This window comes from Lactiplantibacillus sp. 3062, from assembly GCF_055413545.1.
The window spans coordinates 583,661-601,893 of sequence record NZ_JBVAYE010000001.1 but is presented as its reverse complement, the minus strand read 5'-3'; the positions used below and the strand labels follow the sequence as shown (position 1 = coordinate 601,893).

General features: G+C 42.8%; 17 protein-coding genes. 5 read left to right on the top strand and 12 right to left on the bottom strand.

Going from position 1 to position 18,233, the window contains the following annotated elements; translation table 11 throughout:
• Positions 1-27: 27 nt before the first annotated feature.
• Genes ACWQAU_RS02705 through ACWQAU_RS02690 form a run of 4 tightly spaced genes read right to left on the bottom strand, consistent with a single transcriptional unit; the run spans position 28 to position 4,968 of the window.
• On the bottom strand, positions 28-2,319 hold the full coding sequence (locus ACWQAU_RS02705; RefSeq protein ID WP_003643070.1) for an FAD-dependent oxidoreductase: 2,292 nt from the start codon (positions 2,317-2,319) through the stop codon (positions 28-30).
• Entirely contained in the window at positions 2,312-3,268 is a 957-nt protein-coding gene (locus tag ACWQAU_RS02700; protein WP_003643071.1) for an FAD:protein FMN transferase, read from the bottom strand. The genes ACWQAU_RS02705 and ACWQAU_RS02700 overlap by 8 nt, the downstream gene beginning before the upstream one ends.
• A gap of 33 nt (positions 3,269-3,301) precedes the next feature.
• Entirely contained in the window at positions 3,302-4,060 is a 759-nt protein-coding gene (gene aroD / locus ACWQAU_RS02695) for a type I 3-dehydroquinate dehydratase (RefSeq protein WP_027821631.1), read from the bottom strand.
• Between the two features lie 23 nt (positions 4,061-4,083).
• Positions 4,084-4,968: a shikimate dehydrogenase gene (locus ACWQAU_RS02690; protein ID WP_003643073.1), complete on the bottom strand. Its 885-nt coding sequence runs from the start codon at positions 4,966-4,968 to the stop codon at positions 4,084-4,086.
• A gap of 138 nt (positions 4,969-5,106) precedes the next feature.
• Here ACWQAU_RS02690 and ACWQAU_RS02685 point away from each other — a divergent pair, with 138 nt between their 5' ends.
• Positions 5,107-6,036: a LysR family transcriptional regulator gene (locus ACWQAU_RS02685; protein ID WP_003643563.1), complete on the top strand. Its 930-nt coding sequence runs from the start codon at positions 5,107-5,109 to the stop codon at positions 6,034-6,036.
• A 33-nt stretch (positions 6,037-6,069) separates the two neighbouring features.
• Here the strand turns inward: ACWQAU_RS02685 and ACWQAU_RS02680 are convergent, their stop codons facing one another.
• The 5 genes from ACWQAU_RS02680 to ACWQAU_RS02660 form a co-directional block, all read right to left on the bottom strand.
• On the bottom strand, positions 6,070-7,311 hold the full coding sequence (locus tag ACWQAU_RS02680; protein WP_003643564.1) for an MFS transporter: 1,242 nt from the start codon (positions 7,309-7,311) through the stop codon (positions 6,070-6,072).
• 1 nt (position 7,312) lies between these two features.
• Positions 7,313-8,197 (bottom strand): shikimate dehydrogenase, encoded by an 885-nt coding sequence (gene aroE / locus ACWQAU_RS02675; protein ID WP_011102190.1) that lies wholly within the window; start codon positions 8,195-8,197, stop codon positions 7,313-7,315.
• A 17-nt stretch (positions 8,198-8,214) separates the two neighbouring features.
• Entirely contained in the window at positions 8,215-9,099 is an 885-nt protein-coding gene (locus ACWQAU_RS02670) for a shikimate dehydrogenase (RefSeq protein WP_003643077.1), read from the bottom strand.
• 87 nt (positions 9,100-9,186) lie between these two features.
• A complete protein-coding gene (locus tag ACWQAU_RS02665) occupies positions 9,187-10,026 on the bottom strand; it encodes an SDR family NAD(P)-dependent oxidoreductase (protein ID WP_003643078.1) in 840 nt (279 codons plus the stop codon).
• Between the two features lie 27 nt (positions 10,027-10,053).
• Positions 10,054-10,905 carry a sugar phosphate isomerase/epimerase family protein gene (locus ACWQAU_RS02660; protein WP_011102192.1) on the bottom strand — a complete coding sequence of 284 codons (852 nt, stop codon included), beginning with the start codon at positions 10,903-10,905 and terminating at the stop codon, positions 10,054-10,056.
• 223 nt (positions 10,906-11,128) lie between these two features.
• Here ACWQAU_RS02660 and ACWQAU_RS02655 point away from each other — a divergent pair, with 223 nt between their 5' ends.
• Together ACWQAU_RS02655 and ACWQAU_RS02650 are read left to right on the top strand one after the other, a co-directional pair.
• Positions 11,129-12,034: a LysR family transcriptional regulator gene (locus tag ACWQAU_RS02655; protein ID WP_003643080.1), complete on the top strand. Its 906-nt coding sequence runs from the start codon at positions 11,129-11,131 to the stop codon at positions 12,032-12,034.
• A gap of 267 nt (positions 12,035-12,301) precedes the next feature.
• Positions 12,302-13,525 (top strand): MFS transporter, encoded by a 1,224-nt coding sequence (locus tag ACWQAU_RS02650; protein WP_003643081.1) that lies wholly within the window; start codon positions 12,302-12,304, stop codon positions 13,523-13,525.
• Positions 13,526-13,647: 122 nt separating this feature from the next.
• Here ACWQAU_RS02650 and ACWQAU_RS02645 read toward each other — a convergent pair whose 3' ends face one another.
• Genes ACWQAU_RS02645 through ACWQAU_RS02635 form a run of 3 tightly spaced genes read right to left on the bottom strand, consistent with a single transcriptional unit; the run spans position 13,648 to position 15,564 of the window.
• Positions 13,648-14,019: a hypothetical protein gene (locus ACWQAU_RS02645; protein ID WP_003643082.1), complete on the bottom strand. Its 372-nt coding sequence runs from the start codon at positions 14,017-14,019 to the stop codon at positions 13,648-13,650.
• Positions 14,012-14,803, bottom strand: coding sequence for an alpha/beta hydrolase (locus ACWQAU_RS02640; RefSeq protein WP_027821630.1), 792 nt, complete (start codon positions 14,801-14,803; stop codon positions 14,012-14,014). The genes ACWQAU_RS02645 and ACWQAU_RS02640 overlap by 8 nt, the downstream gene beginning before the upstream one ends.
• A gap of 29 nt (positions 14,804-14,832) precedes the next feature.
• A complete protein-coding gene (locus ACWQAU_RS02635; protein WP_003643084.1) occupies positions 14,833-15,564 on the bottom strand; it encodes a GntR family transcriptional regulator in 732 nt (243 codons plus the stop codon).
• 220 nt (positions 15,565-15,784) lie between these two features.
• Here ACWQAU_RS02635 and ACWQAU_RS02630 point away from each other — a divergent pair, with 220 nt between their 5' ends.
• Together ACWQAU_RS02630 and murQ are read left to right on the top strand one after the other, a co-directional pair.
• On the top strand, positions 15,785-17,122 hold the full coding sequence (locus ACWQAU_RS02630) for a PTS sugar transporter subunit IIC (protein WP_003643568.1): 1,338 nt from the start codon (positions 15,785-15,787) through the stop codon (positions 17,120-17,122).
• A 204-nt stretch (positions 17,123-17,326) separates the two neighbouring features.
• Positions 17,327-18,229, top strand: a complete 903-nt coding sequence (murQ, locus tag ACWQAU_RS02625; RefSeq protein WP_033608022.1) for an N-acetylmuramic acid 6-phosphate etherase — start codon at positions 17,327-17,329, stop codon at positions 18,227-18,229.
• Positions 18,230-18,233: the final 4 nt, after the last annotated feature.

Below are 18,233 nucleotides of genomic sequence, written 5' to 3'. Positions count from 1 at the left end.
TGTACGTTCTTTTAGTCTAGACAGTAGTTAATTCGTCACTGTCTTCTTAGATGCTAATTCAAGCCCCTCTAAAAAGTGCCCAAAGCACTGCTTCAAGAAGTGTTCACTACCGTCATCATTCAGATGATCGTTCTCATCAAACTTATTGCCGGCTTGAGGTAACATGAACTCGTTACCAGGCATAACTTTGGCATCCACACCGGGTGAGTCCAAAATCTGTCGTAAGTTCATCTGAGCACGTACCGTACCTTGAATACCTAACGAAGTCCCAACAATCATCACTGGTTTATCTTTGAATGGATGTTCTGCACAGGACAGCCATTCAATGGCACTCTTCAAGGCAGCTGGAATCGAATGATCGTATTCTGGCACGCCAAAGACGACACCATCAGCGGCTTCAATCTTAGCGGCTAACGCTTTTACACTTGCCGGTTCCCGATCCATATCATCTTCATTGAATAGCGGTAAATCTTTAATTTCACAAATTTCAAAATTAACTTGCGTTTCAAATAATTCTTTCATGGCATACAACAACTTACGGTTATATGATTTTGAAGCGTTAGTCCCCACAATAGCCACAATATTGGCTTCGTCATCGCCCGCGGTTGCCTGCCGCTGAGCGTTTTCGCTAGCCGCGGCGCCGGCAACGTAACCCGACGAAATCCCCCAAGTATTCATCATACTTGGCATTGAATCATGTCCGTTAGCGCCGCCGATGATTTCCCCCGCACCAAAGTAATTAGCTACCGGTGCATTTTTAGTCGTTACCAATTGCAAGTTATCAGCATCAACACTATAGCCACCTAAAGTCGTCGCAAAGCGATCACGTTGTTCAATGATGTAGAATGTTTCACCTTCAAATTGGTGCAAGTACTTCGGATCACGACCGAAATCATGATCGTGACCATCTTGAACATAGCCTTGATAATTTTTGACCGTTTGGACTAATTCATCAACCACAATTCCGGCCTGCTCAGCAGCACTTTCCAAAGAACCCTTAACAAATACTGGCCGTTTACCCTTATTCTCAAAGAAGCTCTTAATTTCTTCTGGTGTGAAATCATGCAGGATCAGTAGGTCGTAAACTTTCTTCCAAGTCCGTTCATCCATTACTAGGTAAGCAACTTTATCCGCTTGTTTAAGGATGGCATTCCGAAAAGTCGTATAAACATTTGATTCGTTAACGATTCGATCACCCTTAGAGTTAACGTAAATTGCACCCATATCAGTTGCTTGTTTCGACGCGTACGTGGTCAATTTAGCAACGCCTGGTTCCACTTCAACACCATGTGGATACAGCTTGTACCAACCTAAATCGTGCGTTTGCAAATCCAAATCACCATTAAATTGATAGGCATCCCCAGTGGAAGTCATTGGGCCATAATAATCAATGCCTTCGCTTTCAGTACCACGCATCTTTTGGTTAGCGCCATGACCACCTGCAGCAAGCACAACTGAACGTGCCTTGATGTTGACTGTTTGGTCCTTTTGAGCAGCAATCACACCGCGTAACTTTTTATCGTTGTCCAACATAAGCTTCTCGACTCGAGTATCCAACATAATTTGACCACCCGCAGCAGCAAACGCCTTCGAAACTTTTTGAATGAATTCATAGCTACTTGCTGAAGGTAGTTCAATCTGACGGTTAATCGAATGTTCTGGCGTTTGCGTCTGTGCTTTTTGATAATGTAAATCTGCAAACTTACTAATAAAATCAATGGCTGGACCAATGTTATGCACCATTAGGTCGGTCAAAGCTGGATAGTTCGTCTCCAAGCTTTCACGAGCAACATCTTGTGCCAACATTTCTGGCGTATCATGATTATTATCAAAAATTTGCGCAGCAACATCAGACCCGGTACCAACTACGTTAGAACCATTCAGAATCGTCGCACCACCAAGATAGCCGTTCTTTTCAACTAAGATAACCTTCTGACCCATTGTCAACGCTCGACAGCCAGCGACTAAGCCCGCTTCTCCGCCACCAATAATGAGCACGTCGGTCCGCAAGTTTTGCGTCTTGGGGGCTTTTTTCTTAGGAACTGGCTGCACATCAACACCAGCATCGGTTACAGCCTTATCTGCCGACTTAAGTAACGCTTGGGTCATCACCGTTGCACCACTAATTGTGTCAACATTGAATGATTGTTCCGTAATGATATTTTGTTTCAATTTATCAATGACTTGGTTAAAGATCCCCGACGTTTCGGAATGCTTTAATATTTTCAAATCCTCAATCTTATTATCTTGCACGTCAACTTCATAATTGATAATACCGTTGTGGCCCATTGCTTGGCCGGTAATTTGTTTTTTACTCAATAGTAAACACTCCTTTGCGTCGCGGCGTTAAGCCACTGGTAACTGTTACCTGTTGTTCATGATCAATAAAAATTGCTTCCGTATGTGGCAACTGTTCGATTAGTTGACAACCACGGTTTGGCCCTTCAAAGTAGGCCACCGTTGATAACACTTCAGCTAATTCTGACCGTTCAGTTATAATCGACACCTGATCAACTTGATTTTCAACTGGATAACCAGTTCGCGGATCAAGGATATGGTGGTAGCGGTGATTGCCAATTTTAAAATATCGTTCGAAGATACCTGACGTCACTACCGTTCTAGCAGGCGTTTCAACCTGTAGCGCTGGATAGCCACGTGGCGCTTCGGGTGCTTGAATTCCAACTTGCCAACGCCGATTATCGGTTAGCGGATTGGCCCCTAATAGCTTAACGTTACCACCAAGATTAACAATAGCGCTGGTAATGCCAGCCTGCTGTAACTGCTTAACGACCTGATCGGCAAAATACCCCTTGGCAATCGCACCAAGATCTAATTGCATGCCAGATTGACGCAAGTAGATACTCGATTGGGCTTCATCTAGGATAACTTCGTGCGTATCTAATAAGGCTAATCGTTGGCTAATTCCCTTGGCCGCTGGTACTTGATGCCCACCAAAACCAATCTTCCAAAGTTTAACCAACGGTCCAATTAGCACATTAAAACTATCCGCATATTGCTTTGTGTACTTAATAGCATCCGACACTAGTTGAAAGCATTCAGTGCTAACCAAAACTGGATGAATACCGGCATATTGATTGATCGCAGCTAATTCTGAATCGGCACGATTGACAGAAAAGACACCATCCATCCGCTGCAAGTAATCATAGACCGCTTCGACCGCTAACTGATTCGGCTCAAATAATGTCAGCGAGATGACGGTTCCCATCATCGTAAATTGTGAAACATACTTTTTTTGTGTCCCAATCATCACTCTGACCTCACGATTTCTTTCAGTTATGCTTTAATTTAACTTCAGATCTTCCAATTCCGGCCGTAAATTTTCAAGTGCAATTTGCCCAGGTGCCGAAGCCGCCCCGACCGTTGCAAATGATAAACAAGAGCCGAACACTTCACCAGCAAGCCGTGACACTTTTCCTAAGTCACCCATCGACATTGTGATTACTGGCTGTGGTAGTGTTTGGCGTGCAATATTAGTCGCTGTCAGTAATGTTAAGACATCCTCCACCGATTGTGGCATCACAGCCATCTTAGCAACGTCAGCACCATAATCGACCATACTAGTAAGGTGCTTAACGATCTCAGCAACCGCCGGCGTTTTATCAAAATCATGATTACTCATGATCACAACTACTTGATGCTCATGAGCTGCTGCAACAATTTGTTTAACAGCTTGTTCGTCATGGTAACGCTCAACATCTAAGGCATCCGTGAACCCACCATCTAAGACCGTCTCACACAGTTTAAAATACTCAGTATCTGATAGTGCTAATTCGCCGCCTTCACCTTTAGTTCGGAAAGTAGTTAATAAGGCAATATCACCTAAAGCCTGACGAAGTTGCTGACCGGCCGATTTCAACTTTTCTGGATTAATTACATCCTTGAAAAAATCAATTCGCCATTCAACGACATCTGGCTGTGCAGCTAAAATCGGTGTCGTCGCTGCTAAAATATCATTAATCGTCGTTCCTGTGATAGGCACTGCCAACTTAGGTCGACCACTACCAAGTTCAATATTTCGTAGCTTTATCGCTGGTTGCATCTTAACTTGCCTCCTGTCATCAATTATTTATCCTGATCATCACTAAACAGAATCTGATGAATGTAATCAACTGGCATGTCTTCGCCAGTCCACAGCTTAAAGGCTGCTGCACCTTGTTCAAGCATCATACCTAAACCATTGTAAACATGCTTCAATCCTGCTTGACGAGCTACCTTCATTAATTTAGTCGTTCGTGGTGCATATACTGTATCAAACACAATTTGGTCTGAGCTGAACCAACTAGGATCGTCCACAAGCGTCTTATCTTCAAGTGGTTTCATTCCAACACCTGTCGAATCAGTATAGATATAAGAGCTTTGGATTTCCCGTTTGAAATCATCACGATCTTCTAATGAGTGTAAAGTGGCGTGACAGTCGGTCTGCTCATTAATTAGTTTAACGTTCCGTTCGGCATTTGCCCATGTTGCATCGTGCATATTAAAAATAGATATTTCTTTGACACCATCCAATGCAGCCTGCACTGCGATCGCAGTCCCGGCACCACCAGCACCAGCTAGCGTCATTTTATGTTCGCGAATATCCAAGCCTTCATCCGCGAGCGCTTTCATAAATCCGATGCCATCAGTCGTATAACCTGTTAAAACACCATCATCATTAACAATTGTATTAACCGCACCCACCATTTTAGCTGCTGGATCAAGCTTATCAAGCAATGGAATCACTTTTTGCTTGTTTGGCATTGAAATATTGGAGCCACGCATATCAAGTGTTCTGATTGACTCAATTGCACTTGGCAGCGTTTCATTCGTCACTTCAAATGCTAAGTAAGCGTAATTTAGTCCTAATTTAGCAAAAGCATTGTTATGCATAGTTGGGGACATTGAATGACGAATTGGATACGCCATTAAACCAATCAGTAAAGTATGCCCATCAATTCGTTCTGCCATGAAAAACCACTCCTAAATATTATTTTTGTCTGTTTGTTACTCAATTCACTTGTTATGTTAGCAAATTAGTTTAATATAATAAATATGGATGAGTTGTTTAAATCATCAAAGTTATCTATGAGTAAAGGAGCATTCCTCATGAATTTAAGACATTTAGTTTTTTTCAAAGAGCTAGCTCGAACACAACATATGGCAAAGGCTGCCGAAAACTTAGGTATCTCACAGCCTTCGTTGAGTTATGCCATCAAAAAACTCGAACACGAATTGGGTGTTCCACTTTTTGAAGCAGATGGCCGTAATATCAAGTTAACATCAATTGGCGGTGTTTATTTGAAATACGTCACTGCTACTTTAAATGATTTATCACAAGGCAACGAACTCGTCAAACAACTTATGGATCCAGATACCGGTCATGTTAAATTAGGATTTACCTACACCCTTGGACAGCAACTAGTTCCTGAGTTACTGTCCCATTTCAAAAATCAAAGCGAAAATCAAGCAATTACTTTTGAGCTTGGTCAAGGAAACTCCGGTGTGCTCCTGCAAGCACTAGCCGATGAAAAATACGACATCGTTCTAGCCTCTAACGTCGATAGACTGGGTGAGCAGCTAACTGCCCATCTCTTTGACTTTATCCCACTAGTTCAACAAGAAATTGTTGCAGTTGTTCCAAATGATCATCCCGCGGTACAAAAAAATCCGCTACACGTTGAAGACCTAGCACCTTATCCAATGATCTTATTTTCACAGAATAGCGGCTTGCGACCATTAATCGACCAAATCCTATCAGCAGCCCACGTTCAGCCCAAGGTAGCTTATGAAGTAGAAGAAGATCATACTATGGCTGGGTTTGTTCGTTACAATATGGGTGTTGCGTTAATGCCCTACTTACCACTTTTAAATCCCGAGCGTGTTCAAATCAAACACTTAGCTGATCAGCCATTACAACATCAAATTTACTTAGTCGTTCGTCGCAGTGGTTTTATTACACCTGCCGTCCACCGTTTCCAAGAGTTTATTCGCAGTTATTGTTGGCAACATTACACTAATCAAGAACGATCAATCTAAAAATTGCGCCTTTATTGAAGGCGCAATTTTTAATTAACTTTCAACACCGGAAGCAGCCGACGTACGTGTTGACCGACCACCATGTTTCACAATCAATGCTAAACCAACCCCAATTAACGTAATCACAATGTTCATTAGAATTATCATCCGTGGCGCATCAGCACCGGTAACTTTTGTCAAGTATGCCGCAGCTGATAATACAGCATAATTAGCCACGCTTGAGGCAATCATTACAAGGGATGTCGCTAGACCTTTACTATCTGGAAAGAAACCAATGGTCGTAGAGGTCGCCAATTGTAGTACCCCACCAGCAGCAGCGTAACCAATAACAAAACTACCAATATAGAGAATGACTGGATTATTAATGAAATAACATAACATTAACATGACGATTGAAATACTTGGATATAGTACTAATACGGTCGTCTCTTTCAGCCCCATATGGATAAACTGAGCAGTTAATAAGACCGCTACCGTTGCACCAACCGCATAAAATGATTGCAGGATACTGGGGTCTTTGATTCCGTAACTAGCTCCTAGCTCTTGATTGCAATTCAACCAAATCATAAACGTCGCTGAACTAGTAAAACCAATTAAAATTGATGCAATCGCAGCTGGTGTGAAACGATGCTTCGGTTTGTCAGTAGTCGTTTTAGCCTCAGCAGTTGCTTTATCTTGCTTAGGAAATGGTAAAACCAGAACTAAGATTGCATCAGCAATCATTAAAATTCCACACCCGATAAAAATGACTCGATATGACATTTGAGCACTAGCAACCAAACCAATAACGAACGGCAATACAAACTGAGCAACCGTTATGGCAAACTTTGTAAATAGATTTGCAATTGAGGCCGATTTAGGAAAGATTTCCATCACACTTGGTGACACACAAGTATCCAAGAACGAATTAGCAATCCCGTTAATAATACCAATAGCATACGCCCACCACATGCTGTGAACTGTGATCATCCCAAAAAAGAATACGGCGTACAACGCAATTCCAATGAAACCACTGATACGACGCCCAATCCTATCAGAGACTGGACCAGCAAATGGGTAAGCAATCAGCCGTCCCAGACCATAGGCAGCAATGACAGAAACTACCATACTAACATCAATGGTTCCGTTAGCCAGCGTGGATGCGCCCCACGCCTTTGCAAACTCAGTTTTATACTGTCCCATTATTGAAGAGGCAATTCCTAAAATAAAGTAAGCAAAGTACAATGCCAATGCTGTTACATAATATTTACGGTTTGAATTTGTGTTACTTGTCATCTTAACGTCCCCCATCATCTGAGAAGAACCGTTGCGTTACTTCTTCAACGGGCATTTCTTGGCCTGTGTACAATTTGAACGCTGCGGCACCTTGCCAAACCAGCATCCCCTTACCGCCAATTGTTTTGCTTCCATGTTCAGCTGCATCTGCTAACATTTTTGTGGTAGCAGGATTATAAACAGTATCTGTCACAACTAAATCAGAACGAAAAACGGTCATATCCTTAATATTAGTTTGTTCAACATTCGGTGCCATACCGGCCTTGGTTGCGTTAGCCAAAATATCACTTTGTGCAATTGCTTGTGTCAAGACTTCCTGGTCATTAATATCGCCTACAGTAACTTGGCATGCGGGAACTTTATCCATGATCTTTTGAGCCGTTAACTCAGCATTTTGATAAAACGAGTCCTTAGGATTAAAGATATGAATCGCCTGAGCGCCATCTAGTGCCATTTGAACGGCAATTGCTGTAGCAGCACCACCAGCACCTAACACCGTAAGGCGCTTTCCCTGTGGGTCAACACCATGCTGGCGTAGATTTTCAACATAGCCCGCACCGTCCGTATTATGACCAACTAACACGCCATCATTATTGACAATCGTATTCACAGCACCGATTAATTCTGCAGCTGGTGACAATTCATCAACTAATTCTGCAGCAACCTTTTTACAAGGCATCGTTACGTTAGCACCACGCATATTTAAAACGCGCATTTTAGTTAACGCACTGGCCATTTCATCAGCCTGAATGTCAAAAGCCAGGTATGCATCATTAATACCTGCCTTTTCAAAACTGTAGTTATACATTGCTGGTGAGCCTGAATGGCCAACCGGCGAGCCGAAAAGGCCTAGCATAGTTGTGTGTCCATCAATTCGTGCTTCCATCTTTTTATTGCCCCTTTCTAATGCTGCTTAGCTGCTTGACGTGCCTCGTAGGCTTGATATTCGGCCGTTGGCATAGCCTTACCTGTAAAGAGTGTGTATGCTGCATCACCTTGCCACAATAACATGCCTTTCCCCGGCGCTACCGTGCATCCTAATGCCTCGGCGTCTTCAATTAACTTGGTCTTTAGGGGGTTGTAAACAGTATCCGCAACAACCAAGTCTGAACGTAAATAGCTTGGATCGACTAATGATTGACCGTCCAGCGGCTTCATACCAACAATAGTAGCGTTAACCAGAATATCAGCCTTCTCAATCTCAGCTTTTAACTTGTCTTGGTCTTCTAGATGATAGACGTTAACGTCGACTTCTGGCTTTGCTTCCTTAATCTTCTTTTGAGTGTTTTCGGCATTCGCATAAAAGTCGTCCTCACGGTTAAAAATAGCCAATGATTTAGCACCATCTAATGCACATTGAACTTGTAGCGCCGTAGCAGCACCACCAGCACCAATCACGACTAGCTTTTTACCAGCAATATCTACACCGTTCTCTTTCAGATTGCGTACAAAACCAATACCATCCGTAATATGACCTGTCAACTTACCATTATCGTTAACAATGACATTAATAGCCCCCACAATCTTTGCGGCCGGTGACAACTCATCAACAAGTGTTGCGGCAACGCCCTTACATGGCATCGTTACGTTGCTACCGCGAACCTTAAATAATCGTAATGCATCAATCGCTTCTGGCATTTGTGCTTTTTTAACATCAAAAGCTAAATATGCATAGTCTAATCCTTGCTCTTGAAAGCTAAAGTTATACATTGCCGGTGAACCTGAATGACCTACTGGAGAGCCTAGTAAGGTAAATAAACCAGTGGTACCTGAAATTCGTTTTTCCATAATTGTTATCTCCTCTTAATTAATAAAGAAAGAGACCGAGACAGTCGTCCCAGTCTCATCCACGAGTTCATGTAACTGAATTAATTTCTATTTTTTCGCTGGTTGATGATGATCAATCGCGTATTGACGACGACCACCTGGCTTTGGAATCATGTCAGAAATCATCATATTCAAACCACCATCAACGGTCACTTCACCACCATTAGTGTAGTCAGAACGGTCACTAGCCATGAATAAGACCGTATTAGCAATATCATCCAAAGTCCCAATGCGGCGACTAGCCACTAACCGCTCACGGCCCTCTTCAACTTTAGGATCACTGTAAAAGTTCTCAGATAACGGCGTCTTAACCAGACAAGGTAAGACACAGTTACTCCGAACACCATACTGTCCCCATTCAGCAGCCATTTGCTTAGACATCATATTAACCGCTGCTTTAGTTGTACTATAGGCCCCACTATATGTTTCAGGATAACGTGACGCTACGGTTGAGATGTGTACCATCGCACCATGTTTCTGTTGAATCATGACGCGACCAAACCGTTGTGACATTAAGAAGTAACCCGTTAAGTTAACATTCAAGGCAGCTTGCCATTCATCCAAACGCAAGTCTTCAAGTGGTGAGAAGCGTAAAATAGCAGCCGTATTAACTAGCACATCGACTTCACCAAACTTATCAGTCACGGCCTTAACAGCAGCATCAACTTCCTCTTCGTTAGTCGTATTGCACTTAACGGCCAACGTTTCAACGCCATACTTTTCTGTCAATTTCTTTGCGTACGCTTCGGTTTTATCCGCAATCATATCAATCAAGACAATTTTGGCACCCTGCTTAGCAAACTCTTCACAGAACTTGGTACCCATACCACCAACAGCACCCGTAATTGCAACAACTTTATCCGTTAATCCTAACCAATTATTATTCATTAATAATCACTCCTTATAATCAAATATCTAAGCTTGAACTGGGTCTTTTAAAATTTCAGGCCACGCTTCCTTTAAAACAGACACAGTCTGCTTATAGGTGTAATCCGCAACGTAATCAATACCCTTAGCCATGTATTGATCAGAGATTACTTCGACACCAATCACCTTAGGATCAACACCTGCATCTTTTATCATCTTGACAAACCCAGCGGTATCCAAATCACCAGCACCTGGAGCCAACCGATCATGCATTGATTCATCCCGTAAGATAGAATCAGCATATGGCCGAGTATATGCATCATCAATTTGAATTGAAATAACCCGCTTTGCTTGTTCCTCGGTCAACAAGTCATATGGTTGGTTGGCTCGTACCCAATGCCACATATCTAGTAACATATATACATTGTCACAGTTGGCTTTTTGCATAATCTTCCAAGTCTTGTCCAAGTTAGGTAAGCCACTATAAGGCATTGGTTCCAATGCAATAATTAAATCACCCGCCCGGGCTGCTAATTCTTGTAACTTCTTTGCTGTATAGTCAATATCATAATCTTCCATCAATCCGGTATTAATATGCTTTACACCAAATAATTCACACATATGGAAGCAAGCCTGTTCCTTATATTTTTGTTCGTATGTGCGCGTTGCTTCACACCACTGAACAATATATTCGACTTCGGTGCAACGAATATTATACTTATCCAAAATAGCGAGAATATCATCGTCTGTTAACCCTTCGTTCAAGGCATCCACGTAAGTTTCAGCGCGTAACCCAATGCCATCGTAACCAGCAGCACTAGCCGCTTTGCAACGATCTTCAAATGTACATTGATCACCAAGTGTCCAGGAACTAATTGTAATTGGATGTGATTTTGTCATAATAATTTCCTCCAAATAGTGGATTCGACACATGCATGTTTTGTGATTCACATAATTTATTTTACAAGTTAAATGTAATCGCTATCACTCGACTCGTCCAATTGCTTTTAGTTGGGGCTATCCATAGCCAAAAGTTATTAATTCTGTTATATTAACCGTAGTTGTTAACTTTTGAGTATCAATCGTTACCCGTCAGAATGAACTTCGGGAGGTTATTTCTATCATGAATTTGGATCATTTACGATACTTCGTCGCATTATCAAGAACTGAAAACTATACACAAACTGCCAAGCTGTTACATATTACACAACCAAGTTTAACTAAAGCCATACACTCCTTAGAAGCAGAATTGAACATTGATCTCTTTCAAAAAGCCGGACGTAGTGTTACTTTAACTCCTGCTGGTAAGGTTTTCGCTAGTGATGTCGAATCCGCACTCCTACTACTCGACAAAAGTGTGACTAATATTAAACGTTTTGATCAACAAAAAGCCCCCATTCGTATTGCCGCACTCCGAACACTAAGTATTAAGTGGTTGCCAGATATTGCCCAGCGTTTTCTTCAACTAAGCCCCCATGCCGCTGTCCAATTTCAATTCAACACTGATACTGGCCTGTCCCCAGATATTCTGAACGGTTTACGTAACAACAAATATGATGTTGCTTTTTGCTCAAAGATGGATCACTTTAGCGATATCGAGTTTTTTCCCGTCGCTGAACAAACTATGGTTTGCATCACACCAACTACACACCCACTGGCAAACCGCTCCAGTATCAATTTGGCAGAAACATTAGCCTATCCCCAAATCACTTTTTCGCAACGCAGTGGACTTCATCCAATTATGCAAAAACTATTTAACGACTGTGGCGGTCAACCCATTAGTGCATATGCCGTAGAAGAAGATCAGGCCATCGCCGGTTTAGTGGCCAGCGGTTTTGGAATTGCCGTTGTACCTAATATGTCTATTCTTCAAACCATGCCAGTCAAGATTATTCCATTGTCATTTCCAACATGGCAACGAATTTTGTACATGGGTACCCTTAAGCACCGTACACCTCAACCCGCTGTTGAAGAGTTCATCACCTTCGTTCGTGATCAAAGCAAAACACTCTCTGTTAACAATATTTAACTCTGAACCAATAAAATCGCATTCGATTAATAGCTTCTAGCTATCGATTGAATGCGATTTTGTTATTAGACACTTCTCGAGACCGTGTTAAAATTTGAAGTGAATCAACGATTGTGAATTTAGTATCAATTAAAAATATTAATAATTATAAACCGTTTACTTGATTGATTTTTCAACATTTATATTGGATATTAAAAATGCCATTTTTGTTGCTTATAACGTTTAAAAATGCACACTTTGTGAAAATAAGAATTGGTGGGTGATACTATGGAACTTAAAGAAAAGCAGGATATAACCATGAAACATAAGACATATTTACCATTAGCTGCCGGAATTTACTTAAATTATGCTATTTTAGGAATGGCTACTATTATTGTGTCTCAATACGGGACTCAATTCCAAGCACTATGGCACACTGATGTTAAAGGGCTCTCAACTGTCATTGCAATGATTGGAATTGGCCGCTTATTGACAATTCTCATTGCGGGTTATCTTTCTGATCGCTTGGGGCGTAAGGGAACTATGTTAATCGGTATGGTTGCACAAATTCTATTTCTTATGGGCCTGTTCTTTAGTACTAATCTCATCAGTGCTTGCATCGCTGCACTCTTTATGGGCGCAACCAATTCCTTTGGTGATACAGCTAGTTATCCAGCACTGACAGATGCTTTCCAAGAGCAAGCTGCTAGCATGAATTCGTTAGTAAAAGCGGCCATGTCTCTTGCACAATTCGTCCTGCCGTTCATTGTTGCTGCTCAGCCAAACGCTCAAATCACACTAGTCGTCATGGTAGTTGTGATGGTTTTAGATATCATCTTAATTGGACTTGCCAGCTTCGCACCACAAACATTAACTCAAAAACACACTAAAATTAGCGACGAGCCTAAAACAACCATTAATCCTAGTGGCAATCAGCCTTCGATGTTAATTGATGGTAGTTTGCTAATAATTGTTGGTTTTACACTTTCATTTACGTTTTACATTTTCTCTCAATACGCACCAAACTTCGGTAGTAGCGTCTTAAAGTTGGGGCTAAACAGCTCTAAATCACTAATTTCATGGTATGCAATGGCCTCACTAGTATCCGTTTTTATTACCTCCTCATTAGTAACTCGCATTAAGCCAATCAAGTTGATCTTTGCTTACACTCTGATTTCGTTCCTAGCATTACTCCAAATGGTGGTTATCCCTAGTGCTGACGGTGCTCGGTTAACTGCCATTGCAATTGGCTTCTTCGCAGCCGGAGGTATTTGGCAATTAGGATTAACTTTACTAAGCCAATACTTTCCAGCTGAGAAAGGTAAGGTGACTGGCTACTATAGTTTTGCTACTGCACTGACATTCTTTGTAGGTCCATTAGTCTCTAGCTTCATCATTGATGACACAGCTGTCAGTGTTCTACATGTTTTCGAAATCGATACTGGCGTGACGCTGCTCAGTCTTGTAATCGTTATCATTTTAATGATTCGAAATCGCAAGTTTTCTATGTAAAACAGCACAAAAATTAGTAAAATGGCTATAGTTTGAGGAACTTGATTGCTCAATCTGTAGCCATTTTACTATTCAATAATATCGTTAATCTCATAGTGCCAACTTCACACCTGACAAACCACTCACCGACTAACACTTACCAAGATTTGAACCACCACCATCAAAGTCGCCAAAATATCCAACACCCAGCTGCTCCACACATAGTAGTTCTCCATTGGCCGATATTTTTGGCGGGTTACCTTGAGATTTTTTTCATATAACCGGTTGAAGAAGATAAATAGCCAGATAAAGAACCACAGAATCAGGCAAAAGACGGGATAAATGAAGATATTGCTCTTGATTCCCCACGGCGTCAGACTGGTGACAGCGGTTGGCACGTAGACACGATTAGGTAGCAGTGGATATGCGATAATTGCCAATAATAGCGGTAATAACGCTAATCCCGTCTGCCGCCACAAATTATAGTGGCCGTGCTCATCTTTAACATTAAACATTGCGCCAACCTCCCTTAATTAACCAGTGCATCGCAAATGGTAATTGATGATTCCAGAGCCGCCAATCATGGTGACCCGGTTGTAACTGCCATTCAAACTGGTCTTTAAACACAGCCGCCAACTCTGGCTTGAAGGCTTCATCCATTGACCGTAACATATCTTGATCACCCGTCGCCATTAGAACACGTAACGTCCCCCAGTTTGTCAGTTGCTGTACCAAGTAAGACAAATCCGCTGGCGTCCCTTGCATCTGTGCTGGTGAGAAAGCCAGCTCAAGGTCTGGCATAATTGCCGATTGTTCCACGTGAAACCTTTTGAGATCCGTCACCGGTGATAGTGCCGCGACAGCCGCAAACCGCTGCGGATAGGTAAAGGCATAACGTAATGCCCCATAGCCACCCATGGAGTTCCCCAACAAATAATTGTCTTTCGGTCGTGCCGACAACGGGAAGATATAACGCATTCGTGTTGGTAACTCGTGGGTCAAGTAATCCCAATAGCGTGGACCATGGACCATATTCGTATAAAATCCCCGCCCCGTTTCCGGCATGACGACCGCTACTCGGTATTGCGTTGCCAGTAGTTCGATTTCCGTTCGCCGTAACCACGACGTTGCGTCCCCACCTAAGCCATGCAACAGCCACACAGTTGGAAGTTGCTGTTCACCACTACTGTAGTCTGGTAAAATTTGTCCGACCGCGTTCACTGGTTCCGGCAAGATAACTTGGACTTGCACTGACTGTCGTAACACGTTGGAATAAAAGTTATTGCTATGAATTGACATTGTGTGCCACTCCTCTCTTTATGCATCGATCATCGAATTCGGTTAGGATCTACCGACTTGGAATCACTAGTTAGCGCCAGCCCAAAATAGTTAGGCAACATGTAACTAACGGTATATTCCAGCGTTTCTTCCCCTTGAAATACCCACCGTTCGATCTTAATCACCATCGTATCCAGACTCACGTGCAAATAATCCGCAATTCGTTGATTAGGAACGCAGGTCGCCGCATATTCTTGCTCAAAGGGCTGGCGTGATAAATCAAGCTGCGCATGTTTCCTAATTAGTGCATAAATCGAATGTACGGCCCGTAACTTCTTCATTGCTGTGGCAGGAATCAGCGTCGCCAAATACCACGACTGCGAAAATTCAAATGGTGCGTGTCTAATTTCGCGTAATCGCTCTAAATACCAGGTTGTCGATTCAGCCGTAAACTTAGCCCGTGTTGGTAGTGGCGTCGTCTGATTGGCCACTAAGATTGCAACCTGTTCCTCATCAACATCGTATGTATGGGTATCCGTAATTCGTACCGCAGTCCCCCGATTAAATTTGGAAACAAAGCTGCCCTTACCCTGAATACGATAGATATAACCCTGATCGGCTAACATATTCAGTACCCGCACGACTGTCGTGGAACTGACTTGATACTTCTTCCGCAGCTCACTCTCACTATAAAACGGATCATTCTTTCGAAAATGGTTCGTGTTCAATTCCAGAATCAAGGCGCTTAAAATGGTTTGATAAATTGGTTCTTTACGACTCATGGCTGCCCCCCTTATTATTAACTTAATACATTAAATGTCTATACTTAATCAAAATTTACCCATGTCAATTAACTAACAACAATGAAAGCGTTAACTATACTGTTATATTATGCTATACTCACTCATGAAATCAAGTTAATGTGTTAACTCAAATCAAAAAGGGAGGACTTAATTCAACACTAACTTGTCATTACTAATTTGTTAAGGAGATGAATGAATTATGGATAATTCACGTACGTGGAAAGATAAGACGATTGATGTCATGAGTAAGATCGCAGCCAACCGTTATTTACGTGCTATTCGAGACGGAATGGCCGTCATTATTCCAGTTACCATCGTTGGCTCATTCTTTACGATCGTCACGCAACTACCCATTACTGCTTGGACAAACTTTATTAAACCCTATGCCGCTGGTTTAGCAATTCCAATTAATTTTTCAATGGGGTTTATGGCTATTTACGCCGCGTTTGCCATTGCAGGTCGGTTAGCTGAAGATTATCACTTCGATCATATTTCAACCGGGGTCGTCTCAGTGATGGTCTTTCTATTGTTGGCAGTTAAACCAATTACGACCACCCCAGCAGCTTTCAAAGCGTTAGGACTAAAGGCCGCTGCCACCGTGGTGCCGCTAACACACTTCGGGGCTGCGGGGTTATTTACAGCAATGCTCGCTGGGATTTTAACGGCCGAAGTGACTCGGATCTGCCGCGACCATCACCTCGTCATTACATTACCAGATGGAGTCCCACCGGCTGTTGCAGCTTCATTCTCAGCTTTGATTCCCGCGACTTTCTTAATCGTTGGTGCTTGGGTCATTCACGTTGGTTTGAACTTTGACGTTAATGCTTTCCTACAATGGGTCTTCAGCCCATTAGCCTACTTTGGTCGTGACAATTTACTTTCAGTTATCGTACCAATCCTCTTAACTGATATTGTTTGGCTATTCGGGATTCACGGTGCTGCTTTAGCCACCCCAATCTTCTGGCCATTATGGTATCCAAACCTGAACGATAACTTAGCTGCCATTTCCAAAGGTGCAACTGCTGCAACGGTTCCTCACTTCATGACTGAACAATTTTTCCAATGGTTCGTCTACATTGGTGGTGCTGGGGCAACACTGTCTCTCTGTATCTTATTAGCATTTTTCTCTAAGTCCGCTTACGGTAAAACAATTGGACGGGTTACCATTATCCCAGGGATCTTCAACATCAACGAACCCGTTATCTTTGGTGTTCCAATTGTCATGAACCCATACTTTGCAATCCCATTTGTCCTCGCACCGTTAACCATGGGGATTATCACTTGGGCTGCAACTGTTCTACATCTCGTTAGTCGGACAGTAGCTTTAGTTCCATGGACATTACCAGGACCAATTGGGGCGTTGATGACCACTGCTTGGGACTGGCGAGCAGCCGTTCTATGTATTATTAATATTATTGTGGCCACCTTTATCTATTACCCATTCTTCAAGATCTGGGATCGTAACCAATTGAAGGCTGAACAAGACGCTGCTAAAGCCGATGCTGAAAAAGCAGCTCAAGCAGCCGTTGCCGAATAATAGCTTGCACAAAAATCACACGGATTTGTCATTACGGTATGCTTAAACTAACGACTACTTTCAATGAACATGATTGCTTATTTGCTGACAATCGGTCTGACTTTAGCGCCAACCGTAATTAGCCATTATGATCATGATTCTGGGAGGACTGCTGCATTGGCCGCAGTCCTCTTTGTACATATTCTAAGAAACGAGGGAAAACGATTGAAATCTGATATTAACCAACTTACTACTGAGGGTCGTAATCCTGCCAGTAACGACTTAGACGAAATGTCGATCCTGGCAATTGCCCAGTTAATGAATCAAGAAGACGCTAAAGTCAGTCAAAGCATCACACCCGAACTACCACAAATTGTCGCTGCTATTGCCCTTATCGTCACTGCCTTTAAAGCTAACGGCCGCTTAATTTACATGGGCGCTGGTACTAGCGGTCGCCTAGGCGTTTTAGACGCTGCTGAATGTGTCCCAACATTTGGTACTGAACCAGAGATGGTTCAAGGACTCATTGCTGGCGGGGCTCAAGCTATGACGGTCGCCGTTGAAGGTGCTGAGGATAATCCTAATTTAGGCGCACAAGACTTGAAAGATCTGGCCTTAACTGCTAATGATGCCGTGGTCGGCCTGGCAGCAAGTGGTCGCACACCTTATGTTATCGGTGCACTGGACTACGCACAACAAATTGGTGCGGCGACGATCAGTCTAGCCTGCAATAATCAGGCACTAATCAGTCAACACGCTCAGGTTGCCATTGAAGTAACCCCCGGCCCTGAAGTTCTCGCTGGTTCAACACGTTTGAAAGCTGGCACGGCAGAAAAGATGGTCCTTAACATGCTATCGACAATTTCGATGGCCAAGATCGGCAAAGTTTACCATAACTTGATGGTGGACGTTAAACCAACTAACGAAAAACTCGTGATTCGCGCGAAACACATGATCGAACTGGCCACTGGAGTTTCTGCCGATGAAGCCAGCGAACTATTCGCTGCAGCTCATCAAAACGTTAAGACAGCGATTGTCATGAACTTGGCTGGCGTCTCTGTCAGCGACGCCGAGCAGCGTTTGCAGCGCGCACACGGTGTCGTTCGTGACGCACTCGCACTGCAATGAGGAG